The sequence below is a fragment of the Allokutzneria sp. NRRL B-24872 genome, assembly GCF_002155965.1.
In the GTDB taxonomy this organism is placed as follows: Bacteria; Actinomycetota; Actinomycetes; order Mycobacteriales; family Pseudonocardiaceae; genus Allokutzneria.
The window spans coordinates 21301-40737 of the sequence record NZ_MUMH01000050.1; the positions used below are offsets into that span (position 1 = coordinate 21301).

Genomic DNA, 19437 nt, shown 5'->3' on the forward strand with positions numbered 1-19437 from the left:
AGGGATTTTCGTCATGCTGAGGACGAGTCACGTCCTGTGTCGCGTGGAGGACATTCACGAGACGGTCCAGAATTTCATCGAGCTGGGTTTCGAGGTGGGCTGGGGAAGTGATCCCAAGAAAGCACGCAATGCGCTGATCTGGTTTTCCGAAGGTCCGTTCATCGAGTTCTTCGAGTTCCCGTCGAAGCTCGCCCCGCTGCGCTGGCCGGTCGCGCTGCGCTTCGGCAGGGGCATGGGCGCGCGGCTGCACAAGTGGTCCAGGCCGGGCAAGGGCTGGCGCGACCTCGCGCTGGAGACCGACGACACCGACCTGACCGCGACCAGGGCCGAGCTCACCGCGACCGGCGTGGAAGTCTCGCGGATCTTCCGCAACGGCCGCACCCGCCCGGACGGGCAGCGCGTGCGCTACCAGATGCTCGCGCCGAGCCCGGTCGAGCTGCCGTTCGTCGTCTCCTCCTACGACCCGCCGCAGCGCCCCGCCGAGGTCGAACACCCCAACGGCGCAACGGGAATCGCCGCGATCCGCTACGGGGTCAGCCGCGTCCAGCGCCCGCACTTCGACCGCTGTGTCCGCCCCGACCAGTGGCTTCGCCCAGAACCCGCGCTGACCACCGGCGTCATCGGTGTCCAGCTACACGGCCTCCGCGCCGAACTCGACCCGGCGAAGCTGCACGGCACCGTTCTCACCCCCGCACCCATTGAGGAGCCCCAGTCGTGACCACGCCAGAAACCCTTGTCGCAGACCTCAACCGCGCGGGCGTGAAGCTCTGGGCGGAGGACGGCAAGCTCCGCTACCGCGCTCCCAAGGGCGTGCTCACCGGTGACCTCCTCGAAGCTCTCCGTGCTGGCAAGGACGCTGTCCTTTCGTTGCTGCAGAACGAAAGCGGCGCGCTCGTCCCCGATCCCGCCGGGCGCAACGAACCCTTCCCCCTGACCGACGTCCAGGCCGCGTACCTGCTCGGCCGCAACGACGCGTTCGGCTTCGGCGGCGTCGCGTGTCACGTCTACGTCGAAGTGAGCTATCCGACGCTGGACGAGGACCGCTTAACGGCCGCGTGGAACCGCCTCATCGAGCGGCACGACATGCTGCGCGCGGTGATCTCCACCGACGGCTACCAGCGCGTGCTCCCCGAGGTGCCCAAGGTGACCGTGCCCGTCACCGACCTCCGCGGCAAGCCGGACGCACAGTCCACTTTGGACTCGATCCGTGAGGAGTTCGGCCACCACGTCTACGACACCACGCAGTGGCCGCTGTTCGACCTGCGCGCCACGCGGACCGACGAGCACGCCGTGCTGCACGTGTCGCTGGACTTCCTCATCGCCGACTGGGCCAGCATCGCGATGCTGCTGGGGGAGCTGGAGGCCCTGCACGCCGACCCCGCGCGCGAGCTGCCTGAGCTGGAGATGCAGTTCCGGGACTACCTGATCACCGAGCTGAAGATGCGGGAAACCGGCCGCTACCAGCGTGATCGCGAGTACTGGGCCGCGCGGCTGGACGAGCTGCCCGCAGCGCCCGAGCTGCCGATGGATCAGCGCGACCAGGCGCCGTCGTTCTCCCGCAAGCAACTCCGGCTGACCGCGCCGCAGTGGGAGGAGTTCAAGCGCCGCACGCACAGCTGGGGCCTCACACCCTCTTCGACCGTGCTCTCCGCCTACGCCGCCGTGGTCGAGCGCTGGAGCCAGACCTCGCGGTTCTCGCTCAACCTCACCGTGCTCAACCGCCTGCCGTTGCACCCGCAGGTGCACGAGGTCGTCGGGGACTTCACCTCGGTCAACCTCCTTGAGGTGGACTGGCACGCGGGCAAGACATTCGCCGAGCGCGCCGCGGTGATCGGCACGCAGCTCTTCGACGACCTGGACCACCGGCTGTACTCCGGCGTCGAGGTGATCAGGGAGCTGGCGCGGCGCCGGGGCAGGGAGGCCGCGCTCATGCCGATCGTTTTCACCAGCGCGATCGGTATCGGCAACACGATGACCGGCTGCTTCGACGGCTTCGGCATCACCCAGACCCCGCAGGTGTTCATCGACTGCCAGGCCATGGACGACGCGGACGGCCTCCGCGTGAACTGGGACATCCGCGACGGCGTGTTCCCGGACGGCCTCATCGACGACATGTTCGAGGCGTTCCAGTCGCTGCTGCTGCGCTTGGCCACCTCCGACGAGGCCTGGGACGCCACCACGCTCGACTTGCCGTGGTGGCAAATCGAGGAACGCCGCGCGGCCAACTCCACCGCCGCGCCGCTGCCGAACTCCCTGCTGCACGAGGAAGTCTTCGCGCAAGCTGAGCGGACACCCTCCCGCGTCGCCGTGATCGACTCACGCGGATCGGTGACCTACGCGGACCTCGCGGCACGGGCCAACGCCGTCGCGATCGCCTTGCGCGCGGCGGGATGTGCGCCCGGCTCGCACGTGGCGATCGTGATGGACAAGGGGATCGAGCAGGTCACCGCCGTCCTCGGCACGCTGCTCGCGGGCGCGGTCTACCTCCCGGTCGACACCGTGCAGCCCGTGCTGCGCCGCGAAGCGATCCTGCGCGACGCCGAGGTTCAGCACGTCCTGACGCAGTCGTGGGTGGGCGAGGGCATCCACGTCGACACCCTGTCGCCTGTCGCCGGTCCTGTCGACGGTGCCCCCGGAGACCCCGACGCGGCGGCGTACGTGATCTACACATCCGGATCGACCGGCAAGCCCAAGGGCGTGGTGATCAGCCACCGCGCCGCCGCGAACACCATCGTGGACATCAACTCCCGCTTCGGGATCACCGCCGACGACCGGGTGCTCGGCGTGGCGAACCTCGGCTTCGACCTCTCCGTCTACGACATCTTCGGCCCGCTGTCGCTCGGCGCGGCCTTGGTCTACCCGGAGCCTGCTCGCCGCGCTGACCCGTCGCACTGGGCGGACCTGGTGGCGGAGCACGGGATCACGGTGTGGAACTCCGTCCCCGCGCTCATGCAGATGTTGCTGACCTACCTCAACGTCGAGCTGCCCAGCCTCCGGCTCGCGCTGCTGTCGGGTGACTGGATTCCGACCACCTTGCCCGGCGAGGCTTCGGTGAAGCTGCCCGGGATGGAGCTGATCAGCCTCGGTGGCGCGACCGAAGCTGCGATCTGGTCGAACTACCACCGCATCGACGGCGTTCCGTCGGGCTGGCACAGCATCCCGTACGGCAAGCCCTTGGCCAACCAGGGTTTCCGTGTGCTCGACGCTCTCGGGCAGGACTGTCCTGTGTGGACTGTCGGTGAGCTGTGCATCAGTGGCGCCGGGCTCGCGCAGGGCTACCTCGGCGACCCGGAGACCACGGCGCACCGCTTCGTCACGCGCGACGGCGAGCGGCTGTACCGCACCGGCGACCTCGGTCGCTACCGCCCCGGCGGGGACATCGAGTTCCTCGGCCGCGCCGACACCCAGGTCAAGATCCGTGGCCACCGCATCGAACTCGGCGAGATCGAGGCCGCTCTCTGCGAGCACCCGGCCGTCGCGGCGGCCGGAGTGGTCGTTTCGGACGGTGCGCTGTTCGGCGTCGTCGAGACCGCGCGCATTTCGCCGGCTGTTCCCGATGACTCACGGCTGATCCGGATCGCCAGCGCGGCGAGCTCCACCGATCACGCGATCGCCGCTGTGCTGCACCGCGCGGCCGTCGAGTCCGACCGTCCACTTCGGATTCTCGAACTCGACCGCGAGCGCCCCGAGGTCGCGGAGGTGCTGGCCGGGCTGGACGCGGACTACCGGCTCGGCGTGCTTGACGTCGATCTCGACTACCGCGCGCAGGGCTTCGCGCCGAACACCTACGACGCCATCGTCGCGACCTCGTTCCGGAGCGCGTTCGTCGACCTCCTGGTGCCCGGCGGGTGGCTCGTGGTGAACGGACCCCGGCCCTGGGAGGACTCGGTCCTGGAGCTTCCCTCGCTCTTCGCCAAGCGGGTCAAGACCGATCGCGCTGCGGTGAGCGGGTTGGCCGACTTTGTGGCGCTGCGCCTGCCAGAGCACATGATCCCCGCCGAGATCCAGGTCGTGGACGCGCTTCCGTTGACCGGCAACGGCAAGGTGGACCGCCGCGCGCTCCAGGCGTGGCGGCCGACCCCGGTCGAGTCCGCTGCGTCGGAGGTGCCCGAGGACGAGCTGGAGGAGGCGCTGGCCAGGCGTTGGGCGGACGCGTTGCAGATCCCGGCGATCGGCCGCACGGAGAGCTTCTTCACCAGGGGAGCGGACTCGCTGATCATGGCGCGCATGGCCGGGCGCCTGCGCGAAGAGCTGCCCGAGGCGGAGCCAGTACCGTTTGACACTCTGCTCCGGCAGCTGCTCAACGAACCGACCGTCGCGCAGCTCGCGGCTTTCCTGCGCCGCAAGGCAGAGCCCGAGACGCAGGTCGTCAGCGGCAGCAACGCGGCACTGATTCCCTTCAGTACCAGCGGCGACGGCCCGGTCCGCGTGCTTTTCCACGCCGGTCTGGGCACGATGGAGTGCTTCCGTCCGCTGGCCGCGCGGCTGGTGGCCCAGGACCTCGGCCCGGTGCTCGGTATCGCGATCGCTGACACCGATGTCTACCTGGCGCTCGACCCGACCGAGGTCGTGGGCAAGCTTGCCGACGACTACACCGAGCGCCTGCTCGCCGAGGGGCACACGCGCTTCCAGCTGATCGGCTACTGCCTCGGCGGCATGTTCGCCACGGAGGTCGCGCGGCGGCTCGCGGAGCGCGGGGTGGAGGTCGAGGACCTGGTCCTGGTCAGCAGCCACCTGGTGTCCTTCGACATCCAGGACGAGCTGATGTTCGAGACCCTGTTCGTACCGAACCTCGGTATCACCTTGGACCAGATCGGGTTCGGTTCGGTCGACCCGCAGGCCGTCTCGGAGCAGTTCCCGCAGCTGGTTCGGGACAACGACGGCCGCGTTCCGGCGGGCTCGCTCGCGAAGATCGACGACTTCTTCGCGCGGCTCGGCGAGCTGTCGCAGGAGGAGCGCTTCGCGCGCTACGCCGCGGCGGCGTCCATGGTTCCGGAGATGGCGATCGGCATGTTCCGCGTCTTCAAGCAGAGCTTCCAATCCGCGCGCTTCGTTCCGCCGCCCTACGTCGGCGACATCAAGTTCCTGTGCCCCACAACGACCTTGGCTCCGGGCATGACCGAGCAGATGCTGGAGTTCTGGCGCGACGTCTGCCTCGGTGACTTCACTGTGTCCAATGTGGACGGTAATCACTTCTCGTGCATGAACGAGCCGCTCGTTGAGCAGGTCTCTGAGGGCATCAAGTTCGGGGGACTTCGTTGAGTGACAGCGGTATGAAGCCTGTGTCCGACCTGGTCGGGCTCTCGCCGGGAGTGCGCGGCCAGCTCACGCGGGCACTGGCGCTCGGGGCTCTCGGCGGAGCCGCCGGGGTCGCGGGTTACGTGTGCGTGGCGATGGCAGTCGGCGAACTGTTCGCCGCGCAGCCCTCGGGCTCCGCGCTCGCGTGGTGGGTCAGCTTCGCCTTGGTGGGCCTCGTCGTCTCGTTCGGGTCGCGGTGGCTGGCCGAGCAGGTCGCCCACCACGCGAGCTTCGAACTCGAAGTCGTGCTCCGCCGCCGTCTCGCCGACGCGCTCGCGAAGATGCCGCTCGGCGTCGTCCAGCGACTGGGGTCCGGGCGGATCAAGAAGGTCATGCAGGACGACGTCGCCGCGCTGCACAACGTGGTGGCCGACTCCATGCCGTTCTTCGGAGCCGTTGCGGCACAACCGATCGCGGCCCTCATCGCGCTCGGCGTCGTGCAGTGGAAGCTGCTCATCGTCGTCCTGCTCGTGGTGCCGGTGGCGATGGTCTCGTTCTCGCTGATGGCTCGCGACTACACCACGCAGCGCGCGAAGTACAACGACGCCAACGAGAACGTCAACGCCGCCGTCGTGGAGTTCGTCCAGGGCATGCCCGTGGTCCGCACCTTCGACGACGGCCGCACCTCGTTCCGCCGCTTCTCCGATTCGGTGGACGCGTTCACCGAGGCCATCGGCGCGTGGACCGCGACATCGCGCACGGCTTCGGTGTTCAACAAGCTCGTGATCGTGCCGCTGCCGACGCTGCTGGTGATCGCGGCGGCGGGCGTTCCGATGCTCGCGCTCGACTGGATCAGCGCGCCGGAGCTGTTGCTGGGCTTGCTGATCGGCGCGATGCCCATCGAGGCGATCTCGCCGCTGATGCACTTGACCAACTACGTCAACGACTCCAAGGCCGGGGCCGTGCGGATCGGCGAACTCCTCGCGATCCCGCCACTTCCGGAGCCCGCCGAGCCGCGCCTTCCGTCGGGCTCCTCGGTGTCGCTGAGCGGCGTGACCTTCAGCTACTCCACGGATCGCGGCGCGCCGGTGCTGGATGACGTGGACATCGACATCCCGGCGGGCACGGTGTGCGCGCTGGTCGGTCCTTCGGGTTCCGGAAAGTCCACTGTGGCCAGGCTCATCCCGCGTTTCTACGACGTGGACGAGGGTTCCGTTCTCGTCGGCGGCGTCGATGTCCGAGACATGCGCAGCGAGGACCTGCTCCAGCACGTCGCGCTGGTCTTCCAGGACCCGTTCCTGATCGAAGGCACCATCGCGGAGAACATCCGGCTCGGCAAGCCCGGGGCGACCGACGCCGAGGTCGAGGCCGCCGCCCGGGCCGCCGCGGCGCACGACTTCATCGTCACCGAGCTCCAGGACGGCTACGACAGCCAGGTCGGCGAGCGCGGAGGACGGCTCTCCGGCGGCCAGCGCCAGCGGATCACCATCGCCAGGGCGATCCTGTCCGATGCGCAGATCGTCGTGCTCGACGAGGCGACGGCGTTCACGGACCCGGAGAGCGAGGCCGCGATCCAGGACGCCATCGCCCGCCTCACCAAAGGCCGCACTGTCCTGGTGATCGCGCACCGACTGTCCACTGTGGTCGATGTGGACCAGATCGTGGTGCTGGACAACGGCAAGGTCGCGGAGCGCGGCAAGCACGCTGACTTGGTGGCAGCGAACGGGCGCTACGCGGCGCTGTGGGCTCGGCACGAACAGGCTTCTTCGTGGGGCCTCACCGGCAACCGTAAGGACGTGAAGCTGTGAAGCGCATCCGGTCCCTGATGATGCTGGCTGCGGGCCCGTATGCGCCGCAGTTCCGCGCGACACTGCGTACCTCGGTGATCGCCTCGGTGGTGCAGGCCGGCGCCTACGCGACCTTCATCCCGTTGCTGGCCGCCCTGTCGGCCGGGCGCATCGGTGAGGCTTGGGCGTGGGTCGGCGCGCTCGCCGTGCTCGTGATCATCGAGGGCGTGCTCCGCGTTCGGGAGAGCGCCTTCACCTACGACTACTGGCACCTCGTCACCGGAGCAACGCGAACCCGGCTCGGCGAGAGACTCCGTTCCATGCCGCAGCAGGAACTCAACCGCCGCGCGGCCGGAGACCTCACGACCGTTGTCGGCAGCAACGTCACGAGCGCGGCCACCGGGATCTCCTCGTTCTCCACGTTGTTCGTCCAGCTGGTGACCGTGCCCGCGCTGCTCGGTGTCGTCGTGCTGGTCGTGGACTGGCGGCTCGGCCTGGTGCTCGTCGCGGCGACCATCGCTTCGATCCCGTTGGTGCGCAAGCTCCGCGCGCTGTCCAACGCCGGGTTCCGGCGCGTTGACGAGGCGAACGCGGGCGCGGCCAGCCGGATCGTCGAGTACGTCCAGGGGCTGCCGGTCTTCAAGGCCACCGGCCAGGCGGGCGCGGACTCCGAGCGCTTGGTGTCGGTGTTCACCCATCAGCAGGAGGCGAACGCGGTGTCCAACCGCTCCGCCTCGGTTCCCGTTGCGGCGCTTCAGTTCTTGGTCCAGGTCGCGGTCGTGGCACTGGTGTCCTTGGGGTCGGCGTTCGTGCTCGACGCGCGGTTGTCCCTGCCACTGCTGCTCGCCGTGGTCGTCGCCGCCGCGCGCTTCGCTGAGCCGCTCGGGGCCGCCGTCACCATGACCAAGCTCTTCGAGATGGCCGAGGCCGCGCTGAGCCGCATCGGTTCCGTGCTCGCCGTCGAGCCCCTGCCCGTGCGATCGGGAGGGATCGCGCCCACGTCCTTCGACATCGCCTTCGAGAAGGTCGGCTTCACCTACGACGGGCGCACGTCCCCGGTGCTGCACGAGGTCGATCTCGTTGTCCCGGAACGCAGTCTCACCGCGCTCGTCGGCCCGTCCGGCTCCGGGAAGACCACCGTGACCAAGCTGATCACCCGCTTCGCCGACCCCCAGTCCGGCGTGATCAGGATCGGCGGGGTGGACGTCGGCTCCCTCGACCCCGCCGAGCTGCTGCGCCACATCGCCGTGGTGTTCCAGGACGTCCACCTCTTCGACGACACCATCCTGGCCAACATCGCGATGGGTCGCCCCGACGCTTCCGAGGAGGAGGTCGTCGAGGCCGCCCGCGCCGCCAACGTGCACGCCTTCATCTCCCGGCTGCCGCAGGGCTACCAGACGCGGGTCGGCGAGATCGGCTCCGCGCTCTCCGGCGGCGAACGCCAGCGCATCTCCATCGCGCGCGCCATCCTCAAGGACGCCCCCGTCGTGCTGCTCGACGAGCCCACCGCCGCGCTCGACACCGAATCCGAAGTCGTTGTGCAGCAGGCGATCGACAACCTCGTGCGCGGCAAGACCGTCGTGGTGATCGCCCACCGTCTGTCCACTGTGGTCGGTGCTGACCAGATCGTGGTGATCGACGGCGGCACCGTCGCGCAGCGCGGCACACACGAAGACCTCATCACCCAACCCGGCCGCTACGCCGACATGTGGTCCGCCCAGCTCCGCGCCCGCGACTGGCAGGTCCCCGCCTAGAAAACACTCCCACCCACATCACGTAGCCACAACGCGAGCGCCCGCGCCGAAGTGGTCTACACCACTCCCGTTTCGTACCGAAAGCGGGAAACAGAGCGCTCCCAACAGCCGCTTGGAGTACGAAACGGGTACTTGGCACGCCCGGCGCACGTTGGGCGAGCGCGGGGGCGAGGTCCTGAATGACTCATTAGTCAAGTTCGCTCTTGTGCGCCAAGCGGTTGGGGCAGGAGTTCGCAGGTCAGCATAGGGCTTCAGCGCGACTTCTGGCCTGCCTCGCGGAGCGAGGGGCGTCATGAAAGCCTTTCCAGTCGCCGCTGCTCCAAAGGATCAGATGGCGCTACTGTCGTGGCTGATCTTGCGCTATGAAGAGGCCAAGGGGACCGATTCTTGTTAGGCCGCCCCACGTGCGTAGCTCCTGAGGAACACCGCTCCACCCTGAACGTCAGGGTGGAGCGGTGGCATGCCTGCGGCTAGCGTAGTCGTTGCCAAGCAACGGTTTCAGGGCGCATTCCAGTCACGGCGAACTCGTGTACTGCAGCGCGAATCTGGACCAGAGGGATGACGGTGTTGTTCGGGAAGTCGTGCCCGACGCCCATGTAGCTGTATGACACCGCTTCCCATTCGGAGTTTTCCGGGGCGCGGCTGGCCCACACGCCGTCGTCGTCGCCGCATTGCATGACCCCGACGTCGAGGCCGCCGCCGAGGCCGACGAACAGCTCGATGGGCGGAGGGTAGTTCTCCAGGTCGGTGGCGCGGAACAGCGCGACCATCACCGCTCCGGGCTGAGCAGCGAGGCGGGTCAGTAGCTCGTCGGTGGCCTCGGCCCCGTCGAGTACTTCCCCGTCCTCGTCGCGGACGTCGTACCAGGCGTGCAAGACGGCGGTCACGGCGTGTTCCTCCTGAAAGTCGATCAGCTTGGCCCACGTCGGGGTGACCACGATCCGGACCATGCCCTGGTAGAGCGAGCGGACCTCGGCCTCCCACTCGACGCGCTGCGCGGGCGACATGGCGTAGCTGCCGTTCATCCGGAGGTACTCCTCGGGGATGCCGTCGACCACGTCCAGCTCGGCGCGCCCGCGGATGAGCAGGATCTTGGGCGGGTGCACCTCGACGTCGACGGTCAGCGCGACGGCCGGGTTCGCCCGCAGGGAGTGCAGTTTCGGCGCGTTGGTCGAGGTGCACATGACGATCTCCGAACCGTTCCAGGTGAACGCGATCGGGACGGTGCGGGGTGTGCCGTCCTTGGCCACGTAGGCGAGGCGGGTGATGTCGCGGGCCAGCAACTCCTGGCTACCCGGGCGGTTCAGGACCTCGATGACGTCGTTGTGCTCCATGCCCCTGGGACGGAGCTAGCCCCGAGTTCTCGACACAGAAGTCCAAGGCAGCGCCAAACCATCACCCGCCACACGCGGCACCAGGTGAACGTGCAGGTGGAACACGGTTTGCGTGGCGTCGGCACCCTTCGAAGTGATCAAGTTCGCCGCGGGCAGCTCCGCCATCAGCTCGGCAGCGCACCGCATCACGGCCGCCGTCACGTCAGGGTCGGAGCCCGCGTCCTCGACGTGCACGCGCGGCAGGACGAGCACGTGCCCCTCGTTGACCGCGCCGTGCGGACGGATCGCGACGGCCTCCGGCCACTCCGCGAGCACCACGGCGGGCGCCCGCCCGGCGACGATGGAACAGAACACGCAGCTCTGCACGCTCAAGCCGCCCAGGCGTTGACGATGTCCTCCGGTCCCCAGACGACGTCGAGCCCCGCCACGTCCACGCCGGAGAGCGACACCGCCACCAGGCCGGAGTCGTAGCCGGGCACCTGCGGCGCGGCCTTCATGAGCGCGGCGAGGTCGTGCTTGTCGAACGCCGCGGCCAGCCACTTGATCGAGCCGACGAACTGAACGTGCCGAGCCACGGGCGCGCGGTCGGCTCCCACCAGATCGACTTCGGGGTCGAACTGGCGGTTCCACCAGCCGCCGACCGCCTCGACCTCCCACGGTAGCTCTCCGGCAGCTGCCGCGAGCAGAAGTGCTTGCCGCACAAGCGGTTCCACGGCCTTGCCCCGCCAGCTCGACCAGCTCCGCCGCACGCGCTCGAACACCGCCGAAGCGGGAAGTCCACGCCGCACCAGCTCCGACGCCGAGCGCAGCGCGGCGAGGTAGAGCCGCAGGTTGGAGTCATCGACGCGGTACAGAGCGGGCTTGCCCGGCTGAGTCGACAACGGCGAATCGGCGACGAGCACCCGCTTCTCGTCCACGAGTCGGCGCAGCAGCGGCGACAGGACACCGGACGGGAGATCGGCGTGCCCACCGGCAGCGGCGGCGATGTTGGCGTGCGTGCGCTCTCCGCTGCCCACGGCTTCGAGGACGCGGCGGGCGCGGTCGGGGGCGGGGAACTCCGCCATCAGCGTCGCCTCCGGGACGCTGAACAGCGGCGAAGCCGGGTCCGCGCACTCCTCCCTGATGAACTCCAGCGCGGGGGTGCCGTGCGGCCACGCCCGCAGGATGCCCGGCAGGCCACCGGAGACCAGGTGCGCGTCGATCGCGTCAGCGGCTCCCAGCCCGAGAGCGTTCCCCGTCTCGGCGGGGTTGAGCGGGCCGAGCACCAGGGTGTCCGCGCGGCCGAAGAACGGCCGGTCGTAGGCGGTGAGCCGCTCCATCATGTGGATGTCGCTGCCGAGCAGGACCAGCAGCACCGGCCTGCGCGAGAGCAGCCGGTCCCACGCGGTCTGCAACGCGCCGTCGAACAGTTCGTCCTGCTCGGCCAGCCACGGCAGCTCGTCCAGCACGACGACGGCGGGCTTGTCCGGTAGGACGGAAGCGAGCACGCGGAACGCGTCCGCCCAGCCCCCGGTGCTCTGCGCGGGGACCAGCTCGGGGTCGACGGGCAGCGCCGACTCGCGCAGCTCGGCGAGGAAGGCGGTCACCGCCTCAACGGGTGAGGCGCCCTTGGTCGCGCTGAAGAACAGGTACGGCACGTCGGCCCGCCCGCAGAACTCCTGGACCAGGCGAGATTTGCCGACCTGGCGGCGCCCCCGGATGGCCAGCGCGCGGCCACCCCCGGTCGTGCCGATGCGCTCAAGGCGCTTGCCGAGCAGGCCCAGCTCGGTGCCGCGACCGACGAAACGCGTCGCCATGGCACCTCCCAAGTAGGTAGATTCAATCTACGTAGACTCAATCTACCTAAAATGTGGCGACGGCACACCCGGGCTAGGGTGCGGGCATGCCTCTGCTCGATCGCGTGTTGCTGGGTCCCGGTCCGTCCAACCCGTACCCGGAGGCGACGCTCGCCCTCGGCGCGCCGTTGCTCGGCCACCTCGACCCCGAGTTCCTGCGGTTGCTCGACGAGACCTGCGCGCGGCTGCGCACCGTGTGGGGCACCGCCAACCGCCGGACGCTGCCGTTGTCCGGGACCGGCTCCATCGGCATGGAAGCCGCCTTCGCCAATACCGTGCGCCGGGGCGATGTCGCCGTCATCGCGGTGAACGGCCTCTTCGGCGAGCGCATGTGCGACGTGGCCGGGCGCTACGGCGCCGAGGTGGTCCGGGTCGACCACGAGTGGGGGCAGCCGGTCGACGTGCAGCGCGTGCTCGACGCGCACCCCAGGCCCGCGATCGTCGCGGCCGTGCACGCCGAGACCTCCACGGGCGTGCGCAGCGACATCGGCGCGCTCTCCGCCGCCGTGCGCGCGCGGGACGAGGGTGTGCTGGTGATCGCGGACTGCGTGACCTCGCTGGCCGGATCACCCGTGCTCATCGACGACTGGGGCGTTGACCTGGCCTATTCCGGCACGCAGAAGTGCGTCGGCGTCTCGCCGGGCCTCGCGCCGTTCACCGTCTCGGAGCGAGCTTGGGCGCGCCGCGTCCCGCACCCGCCGACCTGGTACCTCGACCTCGGCCTGATCGGCGACTACGTCAGCGGCGGCGAAGGTGGCGGCCGGACCTACCACCACACCGCGCCGGTGGCGATGATCGCCTCGCTGCACGCCGGGCTCGGCCGGGTGCTCGAAGAGGGGCTGCCCGAGGTCTTCGAGCGGCACCGCCTCGTCGGAACGGCCCTGCAGAACGGCTTGGAGGAGATGGGACTCAAGCTCTTCGCGGCCGAAGGCCACCGGCTCCCGCAGCTGACCTCGGTGTGGGTGCCGGACGGCGTGGACTCGGCGGCCGTGCGCAAGCGCCTGCTGGCGGAGTTCGGCATCGAGATCGGCGCGGGCGCCAAGGAGTTCGCCGCGACCGTCTGGCGGATCGGCCTGATGGGCCACAACGCCAGGCCGGAGCGCGTCGAGATGCTCCTCGGCGCCCTGCGCAGAGTCCTCTAACAGCAAGGTGCTCTAGCAGCCGAAGGTCAGCTCGTCGGTGTAGCGGTCGTCGCCGAGGTAGAAGCGCGCCGCCATGGTGCGCTCACCGAGGTCGAACACCGAACGCCACAGGGTCCGGATCGGGTAGGGCACGTCGGCGCCGACCGCGTCGAAGTTCACCGAGTCGATCGCCGCGCGCACGCCCGGTCCGGACAGCACGTCCTTGGTCTCGGCGCTGATCCTGCGGTGCCGCTCGTAGGTCAGCATCGTCTCGTCGTTGTCGGCGGGCAGCTCGCCGGAGTGCTTGTGCAGCAAGTGGTTCGTCACGCACAGGGCGCCGCCGCCACCGTCGGTGATGTGCTCGTCCCCGCCCGCGCCGCGCTCCCACACGAAGCAGTCCCCGCTCGCGTCGGCGATCAGGTAGTGCAGCGGCGTGCCGAGGTCGTACTGCTTCGCGCCGAGCAGCGCGGCCCTGGCCTGCTCCGCCGTAGCGCAGGTGTCGAGCACGAAGCGCGGCAGTTGGATGCTGGACAGTCCGACCTGCGGCTCGACGAAGCTCGGCTCGCCCGCGTTCTCCGCGTCGGCGATCAGCAGCACCACGGCCACACCGTGCTCGTTGACGCCGTCCATGCAACCGTCCAGCGTGTTCATGGTGAGCACCGTGGTCGCGGGGCCGTCGGTCGGCCTGCTGCGCACGACGAACGGCCGTGACGCCATCGGCAGTTCCGTCCCACCCTTCGGCTCGCGACCGCTGAGCATCGCGAACAGGTCGGTCGCGCTCGTGGTGAAGAAGTCGTAGTTGCGGGCGAGCATCCCGCGACCCTCCTCGGTCGCGCTCGGCGGCAGGTAGGTCGCCGAGCACGCCGAGCCGTCCGGCACCCCGGTGAGGCCGTCCAACGAGTACGCATCGGACTCGAAGTCCAGTCCCAGAGCCGAAGCCGCGCCGCGCATCCGCTCGTGGTGCTGCGGCCAGTTGCGCTCGAACCACAGCCGCCGCGCTCGCGCCGTGCGCCGGTCGGCCGGTTCCGGTCGCCAGCCGTAGGAGCGCGCTGCCTCCTCCGCGAGGGCGCGACCGATCTCCGCCTGCCCGCCCGTGACCGCCAACTCGCGAACGATCATGAAGTCCTCGTTCGTGCCCGCGACGATTTCCCTCTGCACAGCCATCTCAGCTCTCCCTCCACATGGGCCACACCGTGGGCCCCTCAGGCAACGTCACTGGGTTTCCGGTGAGCCGGAACCCGTGGCGGGCGTAGAGCGGCACGTTGCGCTCCGAACTCGCCTCCAGGTAGACCGGCACGTCGACATCGCGCAGCCGCTCCGCGAGGAGCCTGCCCCGAGCCCCTGGCCCTGCTTCCCCCGCGCCACACCGATGAACGCGAGGTACAGGTGCTCTCGCTCGGTGGAATGGTTGCGCGCCAACGAGTCCACGAGGACGCGCAGGCGTGGCGGCATCTCCACTTCGGGGCCGGGCATCAAGGACGTGCCTGCCGCGACGGGAAGCCACACCGCTGCGGCGCCGTCGTCGAGCACGGCCAGCTCTCCCGCTTCCGCCGACGCCGCGACCAGCGGGGCGAACACCCGCGCCGCCCCAGCTCGGCGTTGCTCGACCGGGCCGGGGAACACCCACTCGACCACCGGGTCCGCCACGAAGGCATCGCACAGGATCCCGGTAGCGCGCTGCGTACGCTGTATCGAACTCACGAGAGCGACTGTGCCGACGCGCGTACGCTCACCGCAATGAAAACAAGGGCTTCTCGTCAAAACGCCAGGTCGGCGCCAATAAGCGTACTAGTACACTCGGCGTCGTGAGCCCGCCCTACCAGCGCATCGCCGCCGCCATCAGGTCCCGCATCGAGTCGGGGGAGCTGAGCCCCGGCGAGCGCGTCCCGTCCACGCGCGCGCTGACCCGGGAGTGGGGTGTCGCGATGGCCACCGCCGCCAAGGCGCTGGACCTGTTGCGGCAGGAGGGTTTCGTGGAGGCCCACCCCGGAGCGGGCACCGTCGTGCGCACGCGGGGAGCCAAACCGCGCCGGGAACCGCCGCTCGGCCAGAGCCTGACCCGCCTGCGCATCACCACCACGGCCATCCGTGTCGCCGACGCCGAAGGACTTGAGGCCGTGTCGATGCGCAGGCTCGCCGCGGAACTCGCGGTGGGACCGATGTCGCTCTACCGGCACATCGCGGGCAAGGACGAACTGGTGCACCTCATGATGCGCCAGATCTTCCGCACCCGGCCGCTGCCCGAACCGCCGCCGAAGGGCTGGAAGGAGCGGCTCAGCGTCGTGTGCCGGTTGCAGTGGGCGCTCTGCCGCGCGCACCCGTGGCTCGCGGAGTTGATCTCGGTGACCCGTCCGCTGCTCATCCCGGAGGCGATGCTGCAGACCGAGTGGACGTTGGAGGCACTGCGCGCGCTGCCGATGTCGCAGGAGGAGAAGATCAGGGAAACGTTGACGCTGCCCGCTTTCGTGCGCGGACTGGCGCTGTCGCGGGCCACCGAGCTGGACGCGGTGCGCGCGAGCGGCATGACCAGCAGCGAGTGGTGGCTCGCGCAGGAGGCGGAGGTGCGCGCGCTGTTCGCCTCGGGGCGCTTCCCCCGGCTGGCCACGCTGACCGAGGAGCCGGGCAAGAACCTGGACGAGCTGTTCGAGCACGCCCTGCGCGGTCACCTCGCCGGCATCGAGGCCCGGCTGCGCACGCCGTAGTCGCCCATTCCCTTCTCCAGCAGGTCGAACGCCTCGTCGATCACCTCGACCTGCCGCCGCCTGACCTCCTCGACCGCGGTGCCGCCGAGCACGCGGTCGACGGCCAGCTCGAAGATCGACATCAGCGTCGCGGAGATGTGCGCGGCGAACAGCCGGGCCGTGGTGGGCTCGGCGCCGTCCGCCTCCAGCACGGCGATCAGCGCGACGTGCATCTCCGCTCCGTGCTCGTACATCCGGTTCACCAGCGCCGGGCTCGCCCTGAGCACGCGCCACAGCGGGATCACGCCCTCGACGGCGCCGGAGAGCGGGTGCCGCGAGGCCAGCAGGTGGTGCTGGTGCCGCCGCAGCGCGCCGACCACCGACTCCGCCGCGGGCCGCTCGGCGAGCACCCGCCTCAGCTGCGTGATCCGCTCCGCGTGCCGGTCGAGGAACAGGTCCTCCTTGCGCGGGAAGTGGCTGAACACCGTCATCTTCGAGACCTCGGCCGCCGCGGCGACCTCCGCGACCGTCACGTTGTCGAAGCCGCGCGCCAGGAACAGCCCGGTCGCCACGTCCGAGATGTGCTTGCGGGTCGCCAGCCGCTTCAACTCGCGCAGACCTTGCTTGGTCATGGCGGGATACTAAGCCCGACCGGGGAGCGGGGAGGCGGTTCGCGCCTCCCCGCCACCTCATGCCGGGTTGATCTCCTGAACCCGCTGCGTCCCGTTGGCGACGCGGAAGGACTTCGCCAGGCGAGCCGGGCTGTCCGGCTTGGTCCGATCGGCGAGGAAGTACCAGTCCATCCGCACCGAGGACGGCGTCACGTCCAGCACCGCGGCTCCGTGCGAGTCGTACTCCACCCACTTCACGTGCCGGTTGAGCCCTTGCAGCGCCTTCTCCGCGATCACCGACGCCGTGCGCGGTGGCACGTGCAGCACGTCGTCGATGTTGTCGGAAGTGACCGACGGGCAGACCAGCTCCGTGGCCAGCGACGGACTCAGCGGGTACATGCCGGCGTCGGCGGGAACGTCGCACGCCCACGACGAGTGGACGTCGCCGGTGAGGAACACCGTGTTGCTGACCTTGTTGCGCGCCAACGCCGAGAGCAGCTTGCGGCGGTCGGCGGTGTAGCCGTCCCACTGGTCGGTGAAGACCACGCCGCCCTCGGCGGGCAGGCCCAGCAACGACAGCAGCGGCCCCAGGATGTGCGAGGGCAGCGGCGGGATCAGCGTCGGCGAGATCATCACCGGGTTGCCGACGAGCTTCCACCGCGCCGTCGAGGAGAGCAGCCCGTCGATCAGCCACGACAGCTGCTCACCGCCCGCGATCGAGCGGTTCGGGTCGTCGACCTCGCCGGATAAGATCTTCACCTGCTTGGACCGGTGGGAACGCAGGTCCAACATGGAGAGCTCGGCGAGCTTGCCGAAGCGCAGCTTGCGGTAGAGCCGGTCACCGGTGTTGCGCACCGGCATCCACTCGAAGTACGCCCGGCGAGCGGCGGCGCGACGGCTCGCCCAGTCGCCCTCGGTCGCCGGGTCGTGGTTGCCCGCCCCGCCAGACCAGGCGTCGTTGGCCGACTCGTGGTCGTCCCAGGTGATCGTCCACGGCGCCGCCGCGTGCAGCGCGCGCAGGTTCGGGTCCGTCTTGTACTGCGCGTGGCGCTGGCGGTAGTCCGACAGCGTCAGCGCTTCGCGCGGTGGGACGTGCGGGCGCACGGTGTAGCCGACCGGGAACTCGCCGGGCCCGTACTCGTAGAGGTAGTCGCCGAGGTGCACCACCAGGTCCAGGTCACCGCGCTCCGCGAGGTGGCGGTAGGCCGCGAAGTGCCCCGCCTGCCAGTTCGAGCACGACACCACGCCGAAGCGCAGGCGCTGGACGTCCGCGTCCGCTGCCGGAGCCGTCCTGGTGGTGCCGACGTCGGAAACGGCCTCGTTGAGCCGAAACCGGTAGTAGTAGGTCGTCGAGGGGGACAACCCCGTCGCGTCCACCTTGACCGTGTGGTCGCGGTCGGGGCCGGTCGCGACGGTGCCGCTGGCGATCACTCGGGTGAAGGCCCGGTCCGCCGCGACCTGCCACTGGACGTCGACGTTCGGGCCGGCCCCGGAGCCCGGCAGCGACGCCGGCGTCGGAGTGACCCTGGTCCACAGCAGCACGGTCGTCGGCAACGGATCGCCCGACGCCAAGCCGTGCTGGAAGACCTCGCTGGAGGTCGCGGTGGCGGGCAGGGCGGTCAGCCCGGCCACGCCCACCGCGACCCCCGTGGCGCGCAGCAGGGTGCGCCTGTCGAGAGGATTGCTCATGTTTCTGGCTTACCGGCAACCCGGGTGGGAACGGAAGCCCGACGATCAGGTGTTCCTCAGAATTCGTGCCAGTGCTGCGCCGCGTTGTTCCGGTCGCAGTGCCAGAGCTGCACGTCCTGGTCCGGCTTGCCCTGCGCCCCGCGCACGTCCAGGCACAGGTTGTGGTTCAGCCCGCTCCTGAGCAGCAGGCCGTCCCGGACCCAGCGCTGACCCGCCAGGTTGCCGCAGTGCCACACCTGCACGTCCTGGTCGGCGGCGCCGATCCCGCCGCGCACGTCCAGGCACAGGCCGCGGTTGAGGTCGCTGGCCAACTGCTCGCCGCGCTTCTCCCAGCGCTGACCGGGGACCTCGCCGCAGTGCCACAGCTGCATGTCCTGGCCGGCCGCCCCGACTCCGCCGCGCACGTCCAGGCAGAGGCTGAAGTTCAGGCCGGTCCGGTACTTCACCAGCGGGGCGGCCGAAGCGGGCACCGCGAGGGCCGCGAGCACGAGCGCCGACGCGGCGACCACGCTGGCGAACCGGGAAAAGAAACGCATTCCGATCTCCTTCGTCAGTGGAACAAGCCGAAGGTAGAACGGCGAGGGGCGAAAACGGCTCAGCTGACCTTTTCGTTGCCCCACAAGGCATCCGGAGAGGCAAGCAGGCGCAGTTCCTCGCGCGCCGCAGTAGGTTTGCTGCGCCGCATCCCGGCCGTGACGCACCGCTGCACCACCTGCGGTTGCTCGCGCCACAGGCGCAGCCCTCGGCGCAGCAGCACCGGCACCGGCTTGCGCGCCTCGGTCACGTCGCGGGCGAAGCGCCGCGCCGCGGTCAGCGACGCCGACGGTGCCAGCACGAGCGCGTCGGCGAGCACCCCGGCATCGCGGCAGTCGTCCACGATCCGGTCCGCGAAGAGCCCTTCCGCGATGAACAGCGACGAGTCGCGCACCGAGACCGTGCGCTCGCCCGACCGGCTGTCCGAGGCGATGTCGTAGATCGGCGCCCGCACCTCGCCGGACTCGGCCAGCTCGGTGATCGCCGCGACCGCGTCCTCGGCGTTCCAGGCCTCCGGGTGGTCCCAGTCCACCGCCCCGGCCTCGTCGCGGGGCAGCCTGGGATCGCGGCCCTCGCGGTAGAAGTCGTCCAACCGGAGCACGGGCCAGCCCAGGTGGGCGGCGAGGGTGGACTTCCCGGAGCCGGACGGACCGGCCAGCAACACGACGCGCGCGCGAAGGGTGGAAGACGACACGGGAAACGAGTCTCTCACGCCGCACACCCCCACAGCGACACTCACCCGCCCAGCCTTGACATCCGCCAAGTCCGCCAAACACCCGTTTCGTACTCCACTCGGGAAAGAGAGCGCTCCCAAATCCCGCTTTCGGTACGAAACGGGAGAGGTTTAGACCAC

At 69.8% G+C, this 19437-nt stretch carries 15 protein-coding genes and 1 pseudogene; 6 read left to right on the forward strand and 10 right to left on the reverse strand.

From position 1 onward, the window contains the following. The first annotated feature begins 13 nt into the window (after nucleotides 1–13). From CCN37_RS14470 to CCN37_RS14485, 4 genes are read left to right on the forward strand one after another with little or no spacing between them, the layout of a single operon-like run. Nucleotides 14–718 carry a VOC family protein gene (locus tag CCN37_RS14470; protein WP_086821287.1) on the forward strand — a complete coding sequence of 235 codons (705 nt, stop codon included), beginning with the start codon at nucleotides 14–16 and terminating at the stop codon, nucleotides 716–718. After that, nucleotides 715–5262: a non-ribosomal peptide synthetase gene (locus CCN37_RS14475; RefSeq protein WP_086821288.1), complete on the forward strand. Its 4548-nt coding sequence runs from the start codon at nucleotides 715–717 to the stop codon at nucleotides 5260–5262. Before CCN37_RS14470 ends, CCN37_RS14475 begins: the two co-directional genes overlap by 4 nt. 11 nt (nucleotides 5263–5273) lie before the next feature. After that, on the forward strand, nucleotides 5274–7046 hold the full coding sequence (locus CCN37_RS14480) for an ABC transporter ATP-binding protein (RefSeq protein WP_086821289.1): 1773 nt from the start codon (nucleotides 5274–5276) through the stop codon (nucleotides 7044–7046). Continuing rightward, a complete protein-coding gene (locus tag CCN37_RS14485) occupies nucleotides 7043–8779 on the forward strand; it encodes an ABC transporter ATP-binding protein (RefSeq protein ID WP_086821290.1) in 1737 nt (578 codons plus the stop codon). Before CCN37_RS14480 ends, CCN37_RS14485 begins: the two co-directional genes overlap by 4 nt. 470 nt (nucleotides 8780–9249) lie before the next feature. Here the strand turns inward: CCN37_RS14485 and CCN37_RS41510 are convergent, their stop codons facing one another. The 4 genes and pseudogenes from CCN37_RS41510 to CCN37_RS14500 form a co-directional block, all read right to left on the reverse strand. After that, nucleotides 9250–9666, reverse strand: a complete 417-nt coding sequence (locus tag CCN37_RS41510) for an Imm1 family immunity protein (RefSeq protein ID WP_246843047.1) — start codon at nucleotides 9664–9666, stop codon at nucleotides 9250–9252. Between the two features lie 12 nt (nucleotides 9667–9678). Continuing rightward, nucleotides 9679–10113 (reverse strand): annotated as a pseudogene (locus CCN37_RS41515) (pyridoxamine 5'-phosphate oxidase family protein); the annotation flags it as partial. A gap of 15 nt (nucleotides 10114–10128) precedes the next feature. Then, nucleotides 10129–10467, reverse strand: a complete 339-nt coding sequence (locus CCN37_RS14495; protein WP_210408021.1) for an HIT family protein — start codon at nucleotides 10465–10467, stop codon at nucleotides 10129–10131. 14 nt (nucleotides 10468–10481) lie between these two features. Further along, nucleotides 10482–11909 (reverse strand): ATP-binding protein, encoded by a 1428-nt coding sequence (locus CCN37_RS14500; RefSeq protein ID WP_086821292.1) that lies wholly within the window; start codon nucleotides 11907–11909, stop codon nucleotides 10482–10484. Nucleotides 11910–11995: 86 nt separating this feature from the next. Here CCN37_RS14500 and CCN37_RS14505 point away from each other — a divergent pair, with 86 nt between their 5' ends. Further along, nucleotides 11996–13090 (forward strand): alanine--glyoxylate aminotransferase family protein, encoded by a 1095-nt coding sequence (locus tag CCN37_RS14505; protein ID WP_086821293.1) that lies wholly within the window; start codon nucleotides 11996–11998, stop codon nucleotides 13088–13090. 12 nt (nucleotides 13091–13102) lie between these two features. On the opposite strand, the gene CCN37_RS14510 is transcribed toward CCN37_RS14505, so the two are convergent. After that, on the reverse strand, nucleotides 13103–14233 hold the full coding sequence (locus CCN37_RS14510) for a C45 family peptidase (RefSeq protein WP_086821294.1): 1131 nt from the start codon (nucleotides 14231–14233) through the stop codon (nucleotides 13103–13105). Between the two features lie 48 nt (nucleotides 14234–14281). Next, nucleotides 14282–14716, reverse strand: coding sequence for a hypothetical protein (locus CCN37_RS14515; protein WP_143261603.1), 435 nt, complete (start codon nucleotides 14714–14716; stop codon nucleotides 14282–14284). A gap of 158 nt (nucleotides 14717–14874) precedes the next feature. Between CCN37_RS14515 and CCN37_RS14520 the strand changes: the two genes are divergently transcribed. After that, nucleotides 14875–15771, forward strand: a complete 897-nt coding sequence (locus CCN37_RS14520; protein WP_086821296.1) for a TetR/AcrR family transcriptional regulator C-terminal domain-containing protein — start codon at nucleotides 14875–14877, stop codon at nucleotides 15769–15771. Here CCN37_RS14520 and CCN37_RS14525 read toward each other — a convergent pair. Genes CCN37_RS14525 through CCN37_RS14540 form a run of 4 tightly spaced genes read right to left on the reverse strand, consistent with a single transcriptional unit; the run spans nucleotide 15732 to nucleotide 19278 of the window. After that, the gene (locus CCN37_RS14525; RefSeq protein ID WP_086821297.1) at nucleotides 15732–16382 is read right to left on the reverse strand and encodes a TetR/AcrR family transcriptional regulator; all 651 of its coding nucleotides are present in this window, start codon (nucleotides 16380–16382) and stop codon (nucleotides 15732–15734) included. The two genes, CCN37_RS14520 and CCN37_RS14525, sit on opposite strands and share 40 nt — an antisense overlap. 57 nt (nucleotides 16383–16439) lie before the next feature. Next, the gene (locus tag CCN37_RS14530; protein WP_086821298.1) at nucleotides 16440–18050 is read right to left on the reverse strand and encodes an alkaline phosphatase; all 1611 of its coding nucleotides are present in this window, start codon (nucleotides 18048–18050) and stop codon (nucleotides 16440–16442) included. 56 nt (nucleotides 18051–18106) lie between these two features. After that, nucleotides 18107–18586 carry an RICIN domain-containing protein gene (locus CCN37_RS14535; RefSeq protein WP_086821299.1) on the reverse strand — a complete coding sequence of 160 codons (480 nt, stop codon included), beginning with the start codon at nucleotides 18584–18586 and terminating at the stop codon, nucleotides 18107–18109. A 59-nt stretch (nucleotides 18587–18645) separates the two neighbouring features. Continuing rightward, nucleotides 18646–19278, reverse strand: coding sequence for a uridine kinase (locus CCN37_RS14540; RefSeq protein ID WP_246843046.1), 633 nt, complete (start codon nucleotides 19276–19278; stop codon nucleotides 18646–18648). Between the last annotated feature and the right edge of the window lie 159 nt (nucleotides 19279–19437).